We start from the raw sequence: 17,505 nt of genomic DNA on the forward strand, positions 1-17,505 counted from the left end.
ATGTGGATAATAAAGAGTTATGAAAGCGCATTTGATCACCCGACAGGGTTGGCAAACTTTAGATAAAGAATTGAAGTATTTGTGGAAAGAATATCGGCCGCAAATCACCCTTAAAGTCCAAGAAGCGGCGGCGCAGGGCGACCGTAGCGAGAACGCTGATTACACTTACAACAAGCGTTTATTAAGACAAATTGACGGCCGAGTCAGGTACTTAGTTAAGCGGCTGGAAGAGTTAAAAATCGTCGATTACTCACCGCAGCAGGAAGGTAAAATATTCTTCGGCGCTTGGTTCGAGCTTGAAAATGAAGCTGGTGATCGCGTGCGTTATCGGATCGTCGGTAAAGATGAACTCGATACCAAATTGGGCTACATCACCATCGACTCGCCCATGGCGCGTGCCTTAATCGGCAAGCAAGTGGACGATGAGGTGGTAGTGCAAACGCCATCGGGTCCAAAAGAGTGGTATATCAATCAGATCCGTTACACTCCTTTTGAAACCACTCTCGCCAGCGAGGCAGATTAGCGACAGGGTTGCCGCCGTGACAACCGCTGCGGTCACCATGGCATGGCGATGAAAGATCAAAGACTCTGCTTTGACCTAGGCTTTAGCATGAAACATACGGGGCGCCTGTGGTATCTTTGGCGCAATAACGACTTACTTTACAGTTAGGCACGACACTTTATTTATGCAAACTAATGCACATAACATCGCTCAGATTATCGCTCAAGAACTGAATGTTCGTGAGCAACAAGTTGCCGCAACCATCACTCTGCTTGACGATGGTGCGACAGTTCCCTTCGTTGCCCGTTATCGTAAAGAAGCCACGGGCGGATTAGACGATACGCAACTGCGTACCTTGTACACACGTTTAGGTTACCTGCGTGAGCTGAACGACAGACGCCAAGTGATTCTGTCTAGCATCCAAGCTCAGGGTAAGTTAACGCCAGAATTACAAAGGGCTATTGACGACGCAGACAGCAAGACACGTCTCGAAGATTTGTATCTGCCCTTCAAACCTAAGCGCCGCACTAAGGGCCAAATCGCTATCGAAGCTGGGCTTGAACCATTAGCCGATGCCTTACTGGCTGACCGTAGCGCCGATGTCGAAGCCAAAGCGGCGGGTTATATCAATAGCGAAGCGGGTTTCGCCGATGTGAAAGCTGTGCTTGAAGGCGCGCGTTATATCCTGATGGAGCGCTACGCCGAAGACGCGGAATTACTGCGTAAAGTGCGTGAACATTTAAGCCAAAACAGTGTGTTAGAAAGCCGCTTAATTGCAGGTAAAGAGAAAGAAGGCGCGAAATTCCGTGATTATTTCGAGCATACCGAACAGTTAGCTAAGATCCCTTCTCACCGTGCGCTGGCGATGCTGCGTGGCCGTAACGAAGGTTTCTTAGCGTTATCTATGAATGCCGATCCTGCTGCCGAAGCGGGCCAAGGCAGTTACTGCGAAGTAATTATCTGCGATCATTTAGGGCTGAAATTGGGTGATAGCAGCGTCGACCAGTGGTTGAAAACCGTCGTGACGGCGACATGGCGTATCAAGATTGCGCTACAGATGGAAACCGAGTTTATTTCGCAAATGCGCGAACGCGCCGAAGCCGAGGCCATTAAAGTTTTCGCACGTAACTTAGGTGATTTATTGATGGCCGCTCCAGCGGGCGCGAAAGCGACTATGGGACTCGATCCAGGTTTACGTACCGGCGTGAAAGTGGCTGTGGTCGATAACACGGGTAAGATGTTGTGCCATGCGACGATTTTCCCGCATGCACCGCAAAATCTGTGGGAAAAGTCGATCCGTACTTTGGCTAACTTAGTCAAAATGCATAAGGTTGAGCTGATTGCGATTGGTAACGGCACTGCATCACGGGAAACCGACAAGCTGGCCGCTGAGCTGATTGCCGCCGTGAAAGATACCCATCCACACTTGACCAAAGTAATGGTCAGCGAAGCGGGCGCGTCTGTGTATTCGGCATCGGAATTGGCGGCGCTGGAGTTCCCTGATCTCGATGTCTCGATTCGTGGTGCTGTGTCTATCGCGCGTCGTTTGCAAGATCCGTTAGCCGAATTGGTGAAGATTGAGCCTAAGTCTATCGGTGTGGGTCAATACCAACACGATGTGAGCCAAAGCCAATTATCGGGTTCACTGGAAGCTGTGGTGGAAGACTGTGTAAACGGCGTGGGTGTGGATCTCAACATGGCCTCTGTGCCGTTATTGTCACAAGTGGCGGGGTTAAATAAGACGTTAGCGAAAAACGTGGTTGATTACCGCGATGCCAATGGTCAGTTTAAAAATCGTAAAGAGTTACTGAAAGTGCCACGTTTAGGGCCTAAAGCCTATGAGCAAGCGGCGGGCTTTTTGCGTATTCGTGAAGGTGATAATCCACTCGATGCTTCGTCTGTGCATCCAGAGGCTTATTCACTCGTCGAAACTATCGCTAAGGCTAAACAAGTGGAACTGGCGAGCCTGATGGGTAACTCTGATTTGCTGCGTAGCATCAAGCCTGAAGAGTTTATTACGGCGGAATTTGGTTTGCCGACCGTGACGGACATTTTGGCCGAACTGGATAAACCGGGTCGCGATCCCCGTGGTGAGTTTAAAACCGCTAAGTTTAAAGATGGCGTCGAAGAGCTTAAACATTTGAAACCAGAAATGGTGCTCGAAGGCGTAGTGACCAACGTGACTAACTTTGGTGCCTTCGTTGATATTGGCGTGCATCAAGATGGACTGGTGCATATATCTTCACTGACCGACAAGTTTATCAGCGATCCGCACACTGTGGTGAAAGCGGGTGATGTGGTCAAAGTTAAAGTGATGGAAGTGGACGTTGAGCGTCGCCGTATCGGTTTGAGCATGCGTTTGGAGGAAGCTATCGACCAGAGTAAGTCGCAGCAAAGACCGCACAACTCTGCCAAAACTCATAATGGCAAGGCGCCTCAGTCGGCAAAACCTGCTGCACGTCCGGCGCAAAAACAAGCACCTAAAGCGCCGGCAAATGCGGCTATGGGCAATGCCTTTGCCGATGCCTTCGCTAAGCTGAAAAAGTAAGCGTTAACCGTTAAGACTCGGACTTAAACCTTGTCCGAGTCGACTTTTTTACATGTTACTCACAAAATTGTTGCATCAATGTCGCCTTAGGGAATATAAAGTCGGCATTTAATGCAACGTTAAGCAAAATCGGTTGTCATAGCACAGCTTATTCACCGATTTTTTTCAAATTGACACTCCAACGCTGAGTGGCTCTTTATACGTTTTGGGGTAACACATGCAATCTGGTTTATCACCTCGCGGGCATCACAATGCCCATGGGCCTTTCCGCGCCATCTTTATTTTCTCATTATTAGTGCTTTTTATTGCCACCGCGAGCCGTATCGCTTTAGGGCTTTGGCAAGCCGATCGCGTGGCCGCTGTTGATGGTTGGTCGCATCTATTAATCCAAGGTTTGCGTGTCGATATCGCTACCCTGTGTTGGTTATGGGGTATTGCCGCCCTAGGAACCGCATTATTTTCGGGTGATCATTTTATTGGCCGTCTGTGGCAGCCGATTCTACGGGTGTGGTTAACCGTCGGTCTGTGGATCATGTTGTTTTTAGAAGCATCGACCCCTGCATTTATCGAAGAATACGGTATTCGCCCGAATCGTTTGTATGTGGAATATTTGATCTACCCAAAAGAAGTGCTTTCTATGCTGTGGGCGGGTCGTAAACTTGAGCTGATTTTCTCCGTGTTATTAACTATAGGTACACTATGGGGCGGTTGGATATTAAGCGGTAAGCTCACTAAAAATTTACGCTTTCCACGCTGGTATTGGCGTCCAGTATTAGCATTAATTGTTATCGCTATCACGATATTAGGTGCCCGTTCAACCTTAGGTCATAGACCACTTAACCCTGCTCTAGTGGCCTTTGCCGATGATCCATTAGTTAACTCGTTAGTTATCAATTCAGCCTATTCATTAGTGTTTGCCATCAAGCAAATGGGCAGTGAAGAAGATGCTTCTAAAGTGTATGGTAAGTTAGATAATGCTGAGATTATTGCGACCATAAGACAGGAAAGTGGTCGTCCTGACAGTGCATTTACCTCTACGGATATCCCATCGCTAAGCTTTAACCAAGCCAGTTATACCGGAAAGCCAAAGAACTTAGTGATCTTACTGCAAGAGAGTTTAGGCGCACGTTTTGTGGGGAGTTTAGGCGGTTTACCGCTGACTCCGAATATCGATGCTTTATCCAAAGAAGGTTGGTATTTCGATAATTTGTACGCCACTGGTACTCGTTCAGTGCGCGGGATAGAAGCCGTAACGACAGGTTTTACCCCGACGCCAGCTCGTGCTGTGGTGAAACTGGGTAAGAGCCAAGTTGGCTTCTTCAGCATAGCTGAATTACTTAAAAATCATGGTTATACCACGCAGTTTATCTATGGTGGTGAGAGCCATTTCGACAATATGCGTAGTTTCTTTTTGGGCAACGGCTTTAGTGACATCATAGATCAGAAAGATTATAAATCTCCGGCCTTTGTGGGTTCGTGGGGCGCCTCTGACGAAGACTTAATGCGCAAAGCGAATAGTGAGTTTGAGCGTCTGCACAGCGAAGGTAAGCCTTTCTTTAGTTTAGTGTTTAGCTCGAGTAACCACGATCCATTCGAATTCCCAGATGATCGTATCGAGCTGTACGAGCAACCTAAGCAAACCCGTAATAATGCGGCGAAATATGCCGACTATGCGATTGGTGAGTTTTTCAAACTGGCGAAAAATGCGGACTACTGGAAAGATACGATTTTTATCGTGGTTGCCGACCATGACAGCCGAGTAGGTGGTGCGGATCTGGTGCCAGTGTCACGTTTTCGTATTCCGGGTTTAATCCTTGGGGATAATTTAGCGCCAAAACGCGATCATCGCATTGTGAGCCAAATTGATTTACCGCCAACACTTCTATCATTGATTGGTATTTCAGACTCCTATCCTATGCTGGGCCGAGATTTGACCCAGGTCAGCGATGATTGGCCTGGACGCGCGTTAATGCAATACGATAAAAACTTTGCCCTGATGGAAGGTAAAGATGTAGTGATCCTGCAGCCAGAAAAAGCGGCTCAAGGTTTCGAATATAACGAAAAAACTGAGCAGTTAACGCCTTATGCGCCAGCTGCAGCAGCGTTAGAGAAGAAAGCCTTAAGTTGGGCATTATGGGGCAGTTTGGCCTACCAGCAAGAGCTGTATCGTTTGCCTAAATAAGCGTTAAACAGCATAAAAAATGCCGCTATTTTTAGCGGCATTTTTGTTTATCATTCATGTTAATTTTGTGCGCAAACGGATTTATACGATTAGAATAGGTTAAATCCACGTCGACATAATAGATTCTTGCTCTGGCTGAGTCTGTTGCTGATAGAACTGACCAATACGTTGTCCAAGCTGTTGATAAAATTGAGTCGGTTCTCCTTGGAGCGATTGACGCGCCGCACTACTGGTATTCGCTTTAGCGTTACTGCTGGCATAATTTGCCGCACCTTGACTGACCTTTAAGCGGATATCCTTACGTTGCAGCGCCGCTTGACCGCGTGCAGCAACTTTAAGCGTCTTAGGTAACACCCGCTCGGCCACCACAAGGGAGGCTTTTTTCTCTTGCTGTTGTTGGCTTTGTTGCTGCGAGGATTGCTGTTGCTGCTGTTTTTCTTGAACTTGTTGCTGATTATTCTCGAGCGTTTTGGTTTGTTGCTGACTTTGATCTGCTGTGCGTTCATTCTGCGGATTAAAGGCGCGTTCTTCATGACCTTTAGTGGCAGCTTGTGGGGGAATGACCACAGGTTTCAGTTGGTTGTCGACCCGAGCCGAGTCCGTCGCGACATTACTGGTCGCTAGTGGGACTTGGGGGTAGTTACTGACAACTAACATGGAAAATTCCTTGGTGCACTAATGGTTAAATACTAGCCATTAATCGCTCAAAGATAAAGCGTTAGCGTGTCTGTAACGCTAACCAAGGCATAAATACCTGCAAAAACTCCTGTTGATGGGAAATAAACGGCGCATGGGAGGCTTTGGCTAGCATCACATCTTCAATTTGCGTCGTGATCGGCATCTTAGGTTGTACACGTTTGGGGACGAGTCCATCGAGTCGTCCCCAAATTCTAAGCCAAGGTTGCTGTAACTCTGTCAGTTGCGGCCTTAAGTCGATGTCGGTCAGCATACTCAGACCTTGAGTTAAGGCTCTGGCATCGGGTAACGGACGCGCAAGCACAAGATCGCGCAGCCGTTTGATATCTTCTTTAGCGGTTGCGCTGCCCATGGCCTGAATCGCTAGAAATCTCTCAATGGTTTTAGGTAAATTTTGCCCGAGTTGTTCTCTAAATTGATTAAGAACTTGTGGTGGAATACCCGGCCATGCTTCGTCTTCCCTTGCCATAAAGCAGGGGGATGAGGCGATAGTGATCAAGCCTTTGATTTTTTTTGGATAACTCAGTGCTGCCTGAGTCGCAACTAGCCCACCAAGTGACCAGCCGGCCCAAATAGCGTGTTCTGGTAATGCGGTGACTAAGGCATCGACCCAAGTTGATAGGCCACCCTCCACCATTTGGCTATGGCCAAAGCCCGGCAAGTCGACATAGTGCACCCTATACTGAGACAGTGACTCATGTAATGGCGTAAACACAGCGCTATTGACTCCCCAACCGTGAAGCATCACCAGATCTGGCCCTTGGCCGCTGATTTCAATATGCAAATTTGCTTGGTTTGTGGATGTCACTTGGCTCACTTGAGTGCCTCAAAAATGGATTAGGTGAAGGTATGTCGCGCTTTGTTAAAAGGATTTGGCCGCCATCCGCTTGGCGGATAGTGTGTTTAGGCTATCAACTCAGCACAAGGTGGTTGGCGGGCAGTTTACCTAACCGTTGCCTGCTGTGCCACCAATCCATACCTATCCCCGAGACGGGCATTTGCATCGTTTGTCTTCAATCTGGCTTATATCATGGACATATTTGCTTAGGCTGCGGTAAGTCGATGCAAATCGAGGTTGATTATTGCGGGGAATGCCAAAAGCGTCAGCCGCGTAAAGTCGTTGCCCCCTGCAGTTACCATCAAGGTTTAGGTGCTTGGATCGGCGCGATTAAATATCAGGGGCAACTTGCCGCTTTACCTGTGCTATGCCGCGCCTTAGTGGCGCGAATTAAGCTATTAGAACAGCAAGGATTAATCATGCTGCCGCAAGCTATAGTGCCAGTCCCATTGCATCCAAAACGCTTGCAACAACGGGGGTTTAATCAGGCGTGGTTAATTGCCCATGAGTTATCACAGCTCTTGCAACTGCCATTAGTGAGCGAAGGATTAACGCGCCAGCAAGACACTCGGCCGCAGGCCGGACTTTCAGGTGCACAACGACGACGCAACTTACACGATGCCTTTATGTTAGCGGATGATTTTGCGTTCCAGCGTATTGCACTGGTGGATGATGTGGTCACGACAGGCACCACAGTCTCTGAAATTGCCCGCTTATTCGAAGCGCGATACGTGCACGTGCAAGTATGGTGTCTGGCAAGGGCAGAGGCGCCAGGCTTGTTGGATGATGTTGACGCTGTTTAAAACATAGCGGTCACATCATTATATCTATGTGTATGTCAAAATTATGTCAAAAATACTGAGTGAAAATGAATAAGTTTTAATTCTGAGACAAGGTGTAAGTATCTGTATCAATGGGTTTTGTTTATTTTTTGTATTGAGATACCTTCCTATATTATTTCGTTTGGAGGGTATTTATGGACGCTAAACTGGCGCGATCAAATGCAGATACGGCATCAACGCTGAAGGACGTTATTCAGGCGATAAACTACTCTTTAAAGCTACATGGTTTTTGTGGTTTCTGGTTTCAAGGAGTTCCACATTGTGCGTATGAAAATTATCACTTTCCAAAAGATACCAATCTGTTCTCTCCTACGGCACTAAGAAAACCTATCGCCAGCATAGCTTCTTCCCCTGTTATGGCTGAATTACAGCGTTTTTATTTAAATCAGATAGCCTCCCATGATTTCAATTTTGGTTTTTCATTGGATACTTCAAAATCTTATATGTATAGATTCACGAGTGAAAAAAATGATAAGACCAGCCTACTGTTTAGTAAGCATAATATTCAAAGTGTTTTGAGCTGGCCCATCTCTTGCCACTCTAATCGTCATTGGGCTGGCCGCTTCATACTACTCAGCCATCTTAGTGCCTCGGAGGTGGTGTTAGAGGGATTGGCAGACACTTTAAAGGAAGCCCAAAACAAGCTGTTTGAATGTAATAAACAATTGTTCAATCCATTTCTACAAAGCTCGCTACTTAAAGATAATGCGAGAGATATCCTGCTCATGGTCGCAAACGGCCTTCAGAATGACGAAATTTCAACTCAGCTCCCGATAAGTGTCAGAGGAGTTGAATATCATATGGAAGCTATGCGCAAGAAATTTGGGGCTACAAATAGAGCAAACTTAATCCATTTAGCCCATCAATATGAGTTGATCTAAATATGTTGATATTACTGGTTGAAGATAATCGACTTCTCTCTAACAACATCATTCAATATCTTGAATTGAGTGGCATAGAGTGCGATTACGCTTTCAACCTAGCTCAGGCTGATATGCTCATTAGTCAGCAGCAATTTGACGCTATTATTCTCGACCTAAATTTGCCTGATGGTGATGGGATTGAAGCATGTGAACGCTGGAAAGCACAGTGCATTACTTCGCCCATAATAATGTTAACCGCACGTAGTAGTCTGAATGAGCGCTTGAATGGGTTTGCTGTTGGCGCGGATGATTATTTAGTAAAACCATTTGCAATGGAGGAACTCGTCGCGCGATTGAAGGTGGTTGCTCAGCGTCGTCCGGCGCCTCAAAGGCTAGTCATTGGGGAGCTAGAAATTGATTTTGGAAACCATAGGGTATATCGCCAAGGACAGCTTCTTGCTTTACCTAAAACAGGCTGGCAGATCCTTGTTTTATTAGCTCGGCGTAGCCCAGAAACAGTGAGTAGAGAAGAGATTGAGCGAACGATTTGGCCCAATAGTGCTCCTGATAGTGATAGTTTACGCAGCCATATTCATCTGTTACGAAGGGTGATAGATCGACCCTTTGAACGACAAATATTGCATACGATTCGTGGAGTCGGTCTAAGCCTTAGGGATGATATCAATGCAAGCTCCTAAGCTTAGCCTCAAGCGGAGCTACCAAGTATGGGGTGTTATTTTTCTATTAATAACATTAGGTATTAATAGCTTTATACCACTGTGCATGATGTGTGCAGGTATGATTTCTATGCATGAGGTCACCATACATAATGCAGGGCAAGCTGCTGAGTCATTACTGACTATGGCGGAACATGCTCAACCGCAAAAACAATTACTTAATCAGCCGATTCTAAAAACTGATAACTTAACCGTCTATCTTAATTGGTCAGATATCCCTCCGCTGATTCGACAATTAAGTAATGATGAAGTCTTAACTGATGCGAATACAATTCTGTATGAGCATGCAGAAGGTCCCTTTGTTGATGCTTTGAGTGTGTACTACACACAGAGTGGCCAGCCACTCTATGTTTGGCTGCAGTACAGCGTTACCCATGACTTGCAATTTGCACCTAAAAACATGACTGCAATCTTGCTTCTAGTATTGATAACCTTCTGTGCAAGCGCAGGCCTTGCGTTTTATATGCAAAGTAAAGTGATTACACCTGTCCATCAAATTAGCCATGCGATTAAGCAGCATGATTGGGAGGGAGGAGGGAAACTTAGCTTACCGAAACAAGAATATGCTGAATTAAAGGCTATTGTTGATGCTTTAGATAACTCAATTTTACAACTTCAAGAGGCTCAGCAGCGGGAGCTAAATTTTCTGCGATTTGCTAGCCATGAATTACGTACGCCTGTTGCAATATGCCAGTCTTCATTCGAAATCCTCGCTTTACAACAAGGTGAACTCACTGGAGCGACTTTGTATGCTTCTCAAGCGACTGGACAAATGAAGTCTCTTATTGAAACACTGCTATGGTTAACAAATAAAGAGTGCTCCAGCCTAGAAAAAGAAAACGTAGCTCTGTCACCTTTACTTCTCAGTATTATCGAGGAGCAGCAACAAGTACATGGTCATGAACAAAAAATACAGTTATTAGCTGATGATACTTGTTTGCTAGTTCAGCTCCAGCCTTTAAAAATAATAATAAGTAATTTATTAAGGAATAGTATTGAACATGGTGGAGTCGATATTAATATTACTCAAGAAGGTCATTGTGTTGAAATTATTAATTCCTACAATAGTAACGGTCATAATGGATTCGGTTTAGGATTACTGTTGGTTAAACGGCTGGCAGATCAACTCGATTGGTTTTTTACAACATCATCAAAAAATGGCATGTTTATAGCAAAATTAATTATAACTAAATGACTTAAATATATTTCATCGATGTTTACTACATTTAACCACACACTTTTTAAATCTAACAGCGCCTTTGGGTCTAGATCACATAGCCTTCATGTTAGCTATAGTAAATTAATCCAATAAAGTTTATCAGGCATGGATAGTATTCTTTTTTTAAAAGAACATTGTCTCAAATAATATATGGATATGTGAGAGGTTTTATGTGTAACAAGAGTGTTATAACAGCTTTGTTTGGCGCGATTTTTGTCAGTGGTTCAGTATATGCTGATGTGAATAAGACTAGCGTAGATTTAGGTTATAAATTCTACACAAACGACACGAAAAATGATAACCCAGGCGTTTTTAATCAACCTTTTGTTAAGTTAAATCATCTGGGAATTGCAGATTGGGGATCCTATTTTGCTAATGTTAAGTTAGAAAATCCTGCCGAACTCGCTGAAAATCAAAGAAACATAGATGGCAAAACTACAATTAAATCGTTAATGATAATAGAAAATAGGCTAGGAGACTCTCAGTTTAATTTTTGGACGCAAAACTTTGTATCAGCGAGTGAAACTTTAGTTGAGGATAATCTTTATTTTGGTCTTACCCATAATGCTAAATTCAAAGACTTATCATTAAATTATGGTGTTGGTTTGAACTATACATTTGGAAATTTTTCACCTACATCAGCGAAGTTTAACGATTTATCAGGCTACGCTGTCGTACTGAATGCAAAGTATCCATTTGACTTTTTGGGTTTTAACCACAGTTTAAGCTTAAATTATGAGGCTCAAATCGATAGGGATGAAGTACATCAAGAGCTTTTTTCATACAACAGTTACGGCCACCAAATCATAACAACTATACAAACAAAACTAACAGATTCGATATATTCTAAGTTGCATCTAACTCATTATGATAGTTGGGGCTCGCAATATAACGATGGGCTTGAGTATGGTATATCGATTGGTTATCAATTTTAACTATTAATCAGAGGGTCTGATGTTTTTCAAATATACGGCCTCATCTCTATTAGTGATCATTTCAAATATTCAATCTCTTTATAAAAGTTGATAAGGGAAGCAATAATGCATTATAAAAAATCCATGATAGGTCTTACTGTAACTGCGATAGCTATTATTGCTGGCTGCCAAGTTACGCATCAAATAATAAAAAGCCAAGGTACTGCTCAAGGTAAGCATGGCGAAGTGCAGGTCGAAACAACATTCAAAGACGGGCATATTGTTGCGATTGATGTACTTAAGCAAAAGGAAAATAAAGTCCTTGCAGGTGCCGTATTTAAAGATGTGAAACAGGCAATTATTGATAACAACTCTATCGAGGTTGATGGTATCACTGGTGCAACAGTGACGTCTAAAGCGCTAAAAGAAGCCGTGGGCAAGAGTATTGAAGCCGCAGGGGTAACACTAGTTGCTGTCGCTTCAGCTAAAAAAAGTGAAGCATTAACTCCTGCAGAATATACCTATGATGTCGTGGTCATTGGCTCGGGTGGTGCAGGTTTTAGTGCAGGCTTAGAGGCAATGGCTGCAGGTCGAACAGCTGTTATTATTGAAAAGATGCCAATTATTGGTGGTAACTCATTGATCTCTGGTGCAGAGATGAATGTGGCTGGTAGTTGGGTGCAAAAAAATATGGGAGTAACTGATAGTAAAGACCTGTTTATTAGCGATACGTTAAAAGGTGGAGATTTCAAAGGCGATCCTGAAATGGTTAAGACCATGGTCGATAATGCTGTAGAGGCTGCAGAGTGGTTAAGGGATTACGTCAAAGTAGAATTTTATCCAGATCAGTTATTTCAGTTTGGTGGACATAGCGTTAAACGGGCCTTAATCCCTAAAGGTCACACTGGCGCTGAGGTGATCAGTAAGTTTTCTATTAAAGCCGAAGAAGTGGGCTTACCAATTCATACAAATACAAAGGCTGAAAAGTTAATCCAAGATCAAACAGGTCGAATTGTTGGTGTAGAAGCGACTCATAATGGAAAAACGATCACTTACCATGCAAAACGTGGTGTTGTGATTGCTACGGGTGGATTCTCATCTAACATGAAAATGCGCAAAAAATACAACCCAGAGTTAGATGAACGTTATGGTAGCACTGGCCATTCAGGTGGTACTGGTGACGGTATTGTGATGGCAGAAAAAATACATGCAGCAGCTAAAAATATGGGATATATCCAGTCATATCCTATTTGTAGCCCAACCTCTGGTGCTATTGCCTTGATTGCAGACTCTCGCTTCTTTGGTGCAGTGTTAATCAACCAGAAGGGCGAGCGCTTTGTTGAGGAATTAGAGCGCCGCGATGTTATCTCACAAGCTATTTTAGCCCAACCTGGCCGTTATACTTATGTGTTATGGAACCAAGCTATTGAAGATGTTGCCCATACCGTTGCTATGCACCAAGGAGAGCTAAAAGAGTTCACTAAAGATGGTCTGATGCATAAAGTTGATACATTGGAAGATGCGGCGAAGGTTTTCGATATTCCAGTGGAAAAACTAGCATCGACTATCAAAGATGTTAATCATTATGCTGCTACAGGTAAGGATGAGGCTTTTAATCATCGCTCAGGATTGGTTGATTTAAGTAAAGGACCTTATTGGATTTTAAAGGCTACACCTTCCGTGCATCATACAATGGGTGGACTAGTGGTTGATACTCATACTCGTGTATTGGATGAGCAAGGCAATGCTATTCCGGGCTTGTTTGCCGCGGGTGAAGTGACAGGCTTAACACATGGTACCAATCGTCTCGGTGGTAACGCCTACACTGATATTATTGTTTTTGGGCGCATAGCAGGGCAAGCTGCGGCTAAATAACTTGTGTTTTATGTCTAACTTAAGCGACTCAATTGGGTTGCTTAAGTTTGTAAAGAATGATTGTTTATTCGTGCATAATACGGTGTTTACAGTCTTATTTATGATGAGTAAATCGTGATCGCTATGGCAAAAATCCACAAACTTGCTACCCAAGGGACTACAAAGCCAAGGTGAGTCGGAGTATCATACGGCTAATTCTTACTAAAACACTCAGGTATCCCCTGACGGAGCAGGTTTTCATGATTACCATTTCCGATGCGGCTCAAGCCCATTTTGTTAAGTTGTTAGCAGATCAACCTGAAGGCACTCATATTCGCGTATTTGTGATCAGTCCAGGAACCTCGCAAGCCGAGTGTGGTGTGTCTTATTGTCCACCGGATGCAGTAGAAAGTGATGATATTGAAATCGAGTTCACTGGCTTCAATGCTATGGTCGATGAGAAGAGTGCACCTTTCCTTGAAGATGCCACTATCGATTTTGTGACTGACCAATTAGGTTCACAACTCACGCTGAAAGCACCTAATGCAAAAATGCGTAAAGTGTCTGGCGATGCACCTTTAGTCGAGCGTATCGAATACGTGATCCAATCTGAGATCAACCCTCAGTTAGCCGGCCATGGTGGTAATATCATGCTGGTTGAAATCACTAAAGAAGGCGTAGCTGTACTGCAGTTCGGCGGTGGTTGTAACGGTTGTTCTCAAGTTGATATCACCCTGAAGGATGGTATCGAGAAACAACTGTTAGACATGTTCCCAGGTGAGTTGACTGGCGTACGTGACGTGACAGATCACCAACACGGTGAACATTCTTACGCTTAATCTTGTTTGTTAAGCTGAATAAAAAACGCGACCTTAGAGTCGCGTTTTTTTATGTTTTGGCTTTCGCTTAAAGTACTGTTGTTCAGTTATAACTTAGGGTTGAGATTATCAGCTAAGAACTTATCTAAGGCTTTAAATGTCGCGAGTCTGTTGTCGTTATTGCTCAGGTAATGATCGCCATTTTCCAGCTCAATATACTCCACTGGTTTTTTCAGTGATTTGAGTTCGTCATACATTTCTCGGCTGTGTTGAACCTTAACCACTCTGTCCTTATCGCCATGTAGCAGTAATACTGGGATGTTAATTTTATCGGCTTTACTGATCGGCGAGCGGTCATAGAGCGCATCAAAGTCATCCCCTATTTGCTCTTTAACCACTTTGTAGTTAGTAAATCTTCGGCTCGATTTCACTAGATAGGCCACATCGGTGACACCCGCTACACTCACGGCGCAGCGGTAGAGATCGGGAGTCATGGCGGCCCCCATTAAGGCCGCGTAACCACCATAGCTAGCCCCGACAATACAAATATGTTTAGGATCGCTAATCCCTTGATCTATTAAGTAGCGAGTTCCGTCTTCGACGTCATTTTGCATTTCGAGTCCCCAGCTTTTTAGGCCAGCTTTCATAAACTCATAGCCGTAACCTGCCGAGCCCCTGAAGTTCATCCGAAATACCGCATAACCACGATTTGCGAAGAACTGTGCCCAGTAGTCGAAGTCGTTGCTGTCGTAACTGATGGGGCCGCCATGGGGGAAAATAATCGTCGGCAGTTGCTTGGCTTCAAGCCCTTTTGGCACGGTTAGGTAAGCATCGATTTTGAGCTTATCCCTTGCCTCATAAGTTAAATATTGGGTATCGGCGAGGAGTTCACTCTTGAGCCTGCCATATCGGTTAGCGATGGGATAAAGCGTTTTTTCGTCCCTATCGCCAAAATAGTAAGTACCGGGCTCGGTCGAGCTAGTGGAATACACTATATAACGGCGTTCATCTGCACTGAACTGAGTGATGTAGTTGTGTGCATTGGGTAACACGGCTTTTAGGCCATTTTGTAGGCCCACATATTCTTTTTCCCAAAAGGTGTATTCTTCGCCGTCACCCTCACTGATACCAATGACTTTTTTCTTCAGTTTCGAATAGAGTAAATTACCTTCAACGTCAGTATCTTCATTGGCGTAGACTAATTCTTTTGTGAGCTTAGGATCGGTCAGATTGACTTTAAATATGGCTTCGAAACCTTGGTGATAGGCGCGAACGTAAAGAATGTTAGGATCAGCATCGAAACCTAAGGGCCAAACACTGTCTTCTGAAAAGGCTTTAAAGGTCCAAAGTAAGCGTGAATCACTCTTCTGTTCTGGCTGTTCATAAATACGGTACTCAGTCTCATCGTTATAGATAGAAATACGGACCTTGTGTTGTCTGTCGGTAATCCAACTGATGATCTTCTTTTTAGCATTTTGGCTGTAACTGGACTTACCCTGCGCTAAATTGACTTTTAGTACGCTATCTTCGCCTACGTTTTCGCCCATTCCGTCTAATGACAGTAAAATATTGTCGGGATCATCTGGCATAAGATCGATAATTTGCCCCTGATGTTGCGGGATCCAATTGAGACGATCTAAGACACTGCGGGGAATGACACTTGAGGTCTTTTTTGTGGTCAAATCATACTTAACAAGGCGGGTTTCGGTTGTCGGTGTACCGTAACGGTTAGCCGGAAATTTAGCACTGATCAGTAAGATATTATCGTTTGCCCACTGCAGAGACAGGATGACAAATTTTTGATTATCCGTGTGCAGCGGAATGCTTTTTTCGCCCGTTTCTATATCTTGGATACTAACGACAGTACCTTTGAGTTTGGCTTGGTCGACGCGGACAACAGAAGCGATTTTTTTGCCATTAGGTGAGAGTTGTACAGAGCTCACATCTGGGATGCTGGCAAAGGCTTCAACGGGTAATTGTGGCGCGGTGTCGGCAACGGCATGGTTGCATAGCCACAGGAAAAACAGCGGTAAAATCCTTTTCATTATCGATTCACATCATTGTTACAATTGTAAAATCAATATCATAATGATTATGAGATTAGTAAACTACTGTCTTTACAGATTATTTATTTAAAAAGTTTTTGCTGAAATAATAGTGCCCCGCAAGCGTCAGGCTTCTGGCGATCATAAAGGCACTCATGGCGGCCCAAAGGGCGTGGTTACCTTGCTCAGGCAATAATAGTTGCTGCAGCAAATACCATGTCGGGAAAAATGCACCGAAGGTGGCGAGTATCATGCTATTGCGCATCACTTTTCCTTTAGCTGCACCGATATAAACCCCGTCGAATAAATACGAGCTAAAAGACCATAAAGGCAAAAATATCAGCCAGATAAGATAGGTCTGTGCTGTGGCTCTGACCTCATTAATGCTGGTCAATAACGCGATAATATTGCTACCAAAAAGACTGAATACAGCGCAGAACCCTAACGCAGTAATGGCCGACCAGCTCCAGGCTAAGATCACTGCTTCCCGTAATTGCTCCGCCTGTTTTTGGCCATAGGCTCGGCCGACTTCTGCCTCGGCATAATAGGCAATGCCATCGAGCGCATAGGAGATTAACAGCAGTAAATTCAGTAACACGGCATTGGCGGCAACGGTATTATCACCCAGACCCGCACCATGGAAAGTCATAAAGGCAAAGGCCGCTTGCAGGCAGAGGCTGCGGATAAAAATATCTGTGTTGAGCCTTAGTAATTTGCCGTACCCCGTCAGGGTGACATGGGGTAATAGCTGGGATAAGTGAAAATCGGCTTCGCGCTTGAGTTGCTGCAACACCATAGTGAGTGCGACTGCGAAAGCGGTGATATCGGCAAAGACTGAGGCGAGGGCGGCGCCTTTAACGCCCCAGCCTAAGCCGAGGACAAACACCACATCGAGAATAATATTGGCAAGGTTCGCTAATATCAGCTGCCACATGGCGGCTTTAGGTTGTTGTCGTCCTAAGAGCCAACCTAACATCACTAGGTTGAGTAGGGCGAAGGGCGTTGACCAAATCCGTACCTGAAAATATTCGCGGCAATAACGTTCGACTTCGCTACTCGCTTCGGATAATCCTAAGGCTAAATTCAATATCGGGACTTGCAGCGCGATAACGCCAGCGCCCAATAACATCGCTAGCATAGCGCCTTGGACTAAGAGTTTGTGCTGGGCATGAAGATCGTCAGCACCAAAGGCCTGCGCGACTAAGCCTGTGGTCGCCATACGCAAAAATCCCAATAACCAAATGATTAATGTGATAATCGTTGACCCGACGGCGACTCCCCCTAAATAATAGGCTTCACTCAGATGACCTATGACAGCCGTATCGACTAAGCCCAACAGTGGGACAGTGATATTGGAGAGTATCATCGGCAGGGCGAGGATGAGTAATTGACGATTTTTCGCGCCGTTGAGCATCAGGTCGAGCCAAGTTGATTTAGCTGTATTCAT

14 protein-coding genes are annotated in these 17,505 nt (G+C 44.7%); 10 read left to right on the forward strand and 4 right to left on the reverse strand.

Annotation, left to right across the window (positions count from 1 at the left end):
* The first annotated feature begins 19 nt into the window (after positions 1-19).
* The 3 genes from greB to Q4Q54_RS07600 all read left to right on the forward strand — a co-directional run bounded on the left by greB (position 20) and on the right by Q4Q54_RS07600 (position 5,232).
* Positions 20-523: a transcription elongation factor GreB gene (gene greB, locus Q4Q54_RS07590; protein ID WP_006079584.1), complete on the forward strand. Its 504-nt coding sequence runs from the start codon at positions 20-22 to the stop codon at positions 521-523.
* A gap of 163 nt (positions 524-686) precedes the next feature.
* Entirely contained in the window at positions 687-3,050 is a 2,364-nt protein-coding gene (locus Q4Q54_RS07595; RefSeq protein ID WP_311988123.1) for a Tex family protein, read from the forward strand.
* Positions 3,051-3,267: 217 nt separating this feature from the next.
* Positions 3,268-5,232, forward strand: coding sequence for an LTA synthase family protein (locus Q4Q54_RS07600; RefSeq protein ID WP_220776484.1), 1,965 nt, complete (start codon positions 3,268-3,270; stop codon positions 5,230-5,232).
* 99 nt (positions 5,233-5,331) lie between these two features.
* Here Q4Q54_RS07600 and Q4Q54_RS07605 read toward each other — a convergent pair whose 3' ends face one another.
* Positions 5,332-5,889, reverse strand: coding sequence for a hypothetical protein (locus Q4Q54_RS07605; protein WP_311988124.1), 558 nt, complete (start codon positions 5,887-5,889; stop codon positions 5,332-5,334).
* Positions 5,890-5,950: 61 nt separating this feature from the next.
* A complete protein-coding gene (bioH, locus tag Q4Q54_RS07610) occupies positions 5,951-6,745 on the reverse strand; it encodes a pimeloyl-ACP methyl ester esterase BioH (RefSeq protein WP_311988125.1) in 795 nt (264 codons plus the stop codon).
* 32 nt (positions 6,746-6,777) lie between these two features.
* Here bioH and Q4Q54_RS07615 point away from each other — a divergent pair, with 32 nt between their 5' ends.
* The 7 genes from Q4Q54_RS07615 to nfuA all read left to right on the forward strand — a co-directional run bounded on the left by Q4Q54_RS07615 (position 6,778) and on the right by nfuA (position 14,034).
* Positions 6,778-7,569: a ComF family protein gene (locus Q4Q54_RS07615; RefSeq protein ID WP_311988178.1), complete on the forward strand. Its 792-nt coding sequence runs from the start codon at positions 6,778-6,780 to the stop codon at positions 7,567-7,569.
* Positions 7,570-7,742: 173 nt separating this feature from the next.
* Positions 7,743-8,489 carry a helix-turn-helix transcriptional regulator gene (locus tag Q4Q54_RS07620; RefSeq protein ID WP_311905475.1) on the forward strand — a complete coding sequence of 249 codons (747 nt, stop codon included), beginning with the start codon at positions 7,743-7,745 and terminating at the stop codon, positions 8,487-8,489.
* A 2-nt stretch (positions 8,490-8,491) separates the two neighbouring features.
* Entirely contained in the window at positions 8,492-9,169 is a 678-nt protein-coding gene (locus tag Q4Q54_RS07625; protein ID WP_006084628.1) for a response regulator transcription factor, read from the forward strand.
* On the forward strand, positions 9,156-10,403 hold the full coding sequence (locus Q4Q54_RS07630; RefSeq protein ID WP_311905476.1) for a HAMP domain-containing sensor histidine kinase: 1,248 nt from the start codon (positions 9,156-9,158) through the stop codon (positions 10,401-10,403). Before Q4Q54_RS07625 ends, Q4Q54_RS07630 begins: the two co-directional genes overlap by 14 nt.
* Positions 10,404-10,597: 194 nt before the next feature.
* On the forward strand, positions 10,598-11,362 hold the full coding sequence (locus Q4Q54_RS07635) for an outer membrane protein OmpK (protein ID WP_311988126.1): 765 nt from the start codon (positions 10,598-10,600) through the stop codon (positions 11,360-11,362).
* Between the two features lie 105 nt (positions 11,363-11,467).
* Positions 11,468-13,216: a urocanate reductase gene (gene urdA / locus Q4Q54_RS07640; protein WP_311905478.1), complete on the forward strand. Its 1,749-nt coding sequence runs from the start codon at positions 11,468-11,470 to the stop codon at positions 13,214-13,216.
* A 239-nt stretch (positions 13,217-13,455) separates the two neighbouring features.
* Positions 13,456-14,034, forward strand: a complete 579-nt coding sequence (gene nfuA / locus Q4Q54_RS07645) for a Fe-S biogenesis protein NfuA (protein WP_006079591.1) — start codon at positions 13,456-13,458, stop codon at positions 14,032-14,034.
* An 86-nt stretch (positions 14,035-14,120) separates the two neighbouring features.
* On the opposite strand, the gene Q4Q54_RS07650 is transcribed toward nfuA, so the two are convergent.
* Both Q4Q54_RS07650 and Q4Q54_RS07655 read right to left on the reverse strand, forming a co-directional pair.
* Positions 14,121-16,058 (reverse strand): S9 family peptidase, encoded by a 1,938-nt coding sequence (locus Q4Q54_RS07650; protein WP_311988127.1) that lies wholly within the window; start codon positions 16,056-16,058, stop codon positions 14,121-14,123.
* Between the two features lie 79 nt (positions 16,059-16,137).
* Positions 16,138-17,505, reverse strand: a complete 1,368-nt coding sequence (locus Q4Q54_RS07655) for an MATE family efflux transporter (protein ID WP_311988129.1) — start codon at positions 17,503-17,505, stop codon at positions 16,138-16,140.

Source organism: Shewanella sp. SP2S2-4 (assembly GCF_031932025.1).
Lineage (GTDB): Bacteria > Pseudomonadota > Gammaproteobacteria > Enterobacterales > Shewanellaceae > Shewanella > Shewanella baltica.

Bases quoted from the DNA above. Each gene is read 5' to 3' on its own strand.
- Q4Q54_RS07655 (WP_311988129.1), bottom strand. From the start codon at position 17,505: ATGAATACAGCTAAATCAACTTGGCTCGACCTGATGCTCAACGGCGCG.
- Q4Q54_RS07625 (WP_006084628.1), top strand. From the start codon at position 8,492: ATGTTGATATTACTGGTTGAAGATAATCGACTTCTCTCTAACAACATC.
- Q4Q54_RS07600 (WP_220776484.1), top strand. From the start codon at position 3,268: ATGCAATCTGGTTTATCACCTCGCGGGCATCACAATGCCCATGGGCCT.
- greB (WP_006079584.1), top strand. From the start codon at position 20: ATGAAAGCGCATTTGATCACCCGACAGGGTTGGCAAACTTTAGATAAA.
- Q4Q54_RS07635 (WP_311988126.1), top strand. From the start codon at position 10,598: ATGTGTAACAAGAGTGTTATAACAGCTTTGTTTGGCGCGATTTTTGTC.
- Q4Q54_RS07605 (WP_311988124.1), bottom strand. From the start codon at position 5,889: ATGTTAGTTGTCAGTAACTACCCCCAAGTCCCACTAGCGACCAGTAAT.
- Q4Q54_RS07630 (WP_311905476.1), top strand. From the start codon at position 9,156: ATGCAAGCTCCTAAGCTTAGCCTCAAGCGGAGCTACCAAGTATGGGGT.
- urdA (WP_311905478.1), top strand. From the start codon at position 11,468: ATGCATTATAAAAAATCCATGATAGGTCTTACTGTAACTGCGATAGCT.
- Q4Q54_RS07650 (WP_311988127.1), bottom strand. From the start codon at position 16,058: ATGAAAAGGATTTTACCGCTGTTTTTCCTGTGGCTATGCAACCATGCC.
- Q4Q54_RS07620 (WP_311905475.1), top strand. From the start codon at position 7,743: ATGGACGCTAAACTGGCGCGATCAAATGCAGATACGGCATCAACGCTG.
- Q4Q54_RS07615 (WP_311988178.1), top strand. From the start codon at position 6,778: ATGTCGCGCTTTGTTAAAAGGATTTGGCCGCCATCCGCTTGGCGGATA.
- Q4Q54_RS07595 (WP_311988123.1), top strand. From the start codon at position 687: ATGCAAACTAATGCACATAACATCGCTCAGATTATCGCTCAAGAACTG.
- nfuA (WP_006079591.1), top strand. From the start codon at position 13,456: ATGATTACCATTTCCGATGCGGCTCAAGCCCATTTTGTTAAGTTGTTA.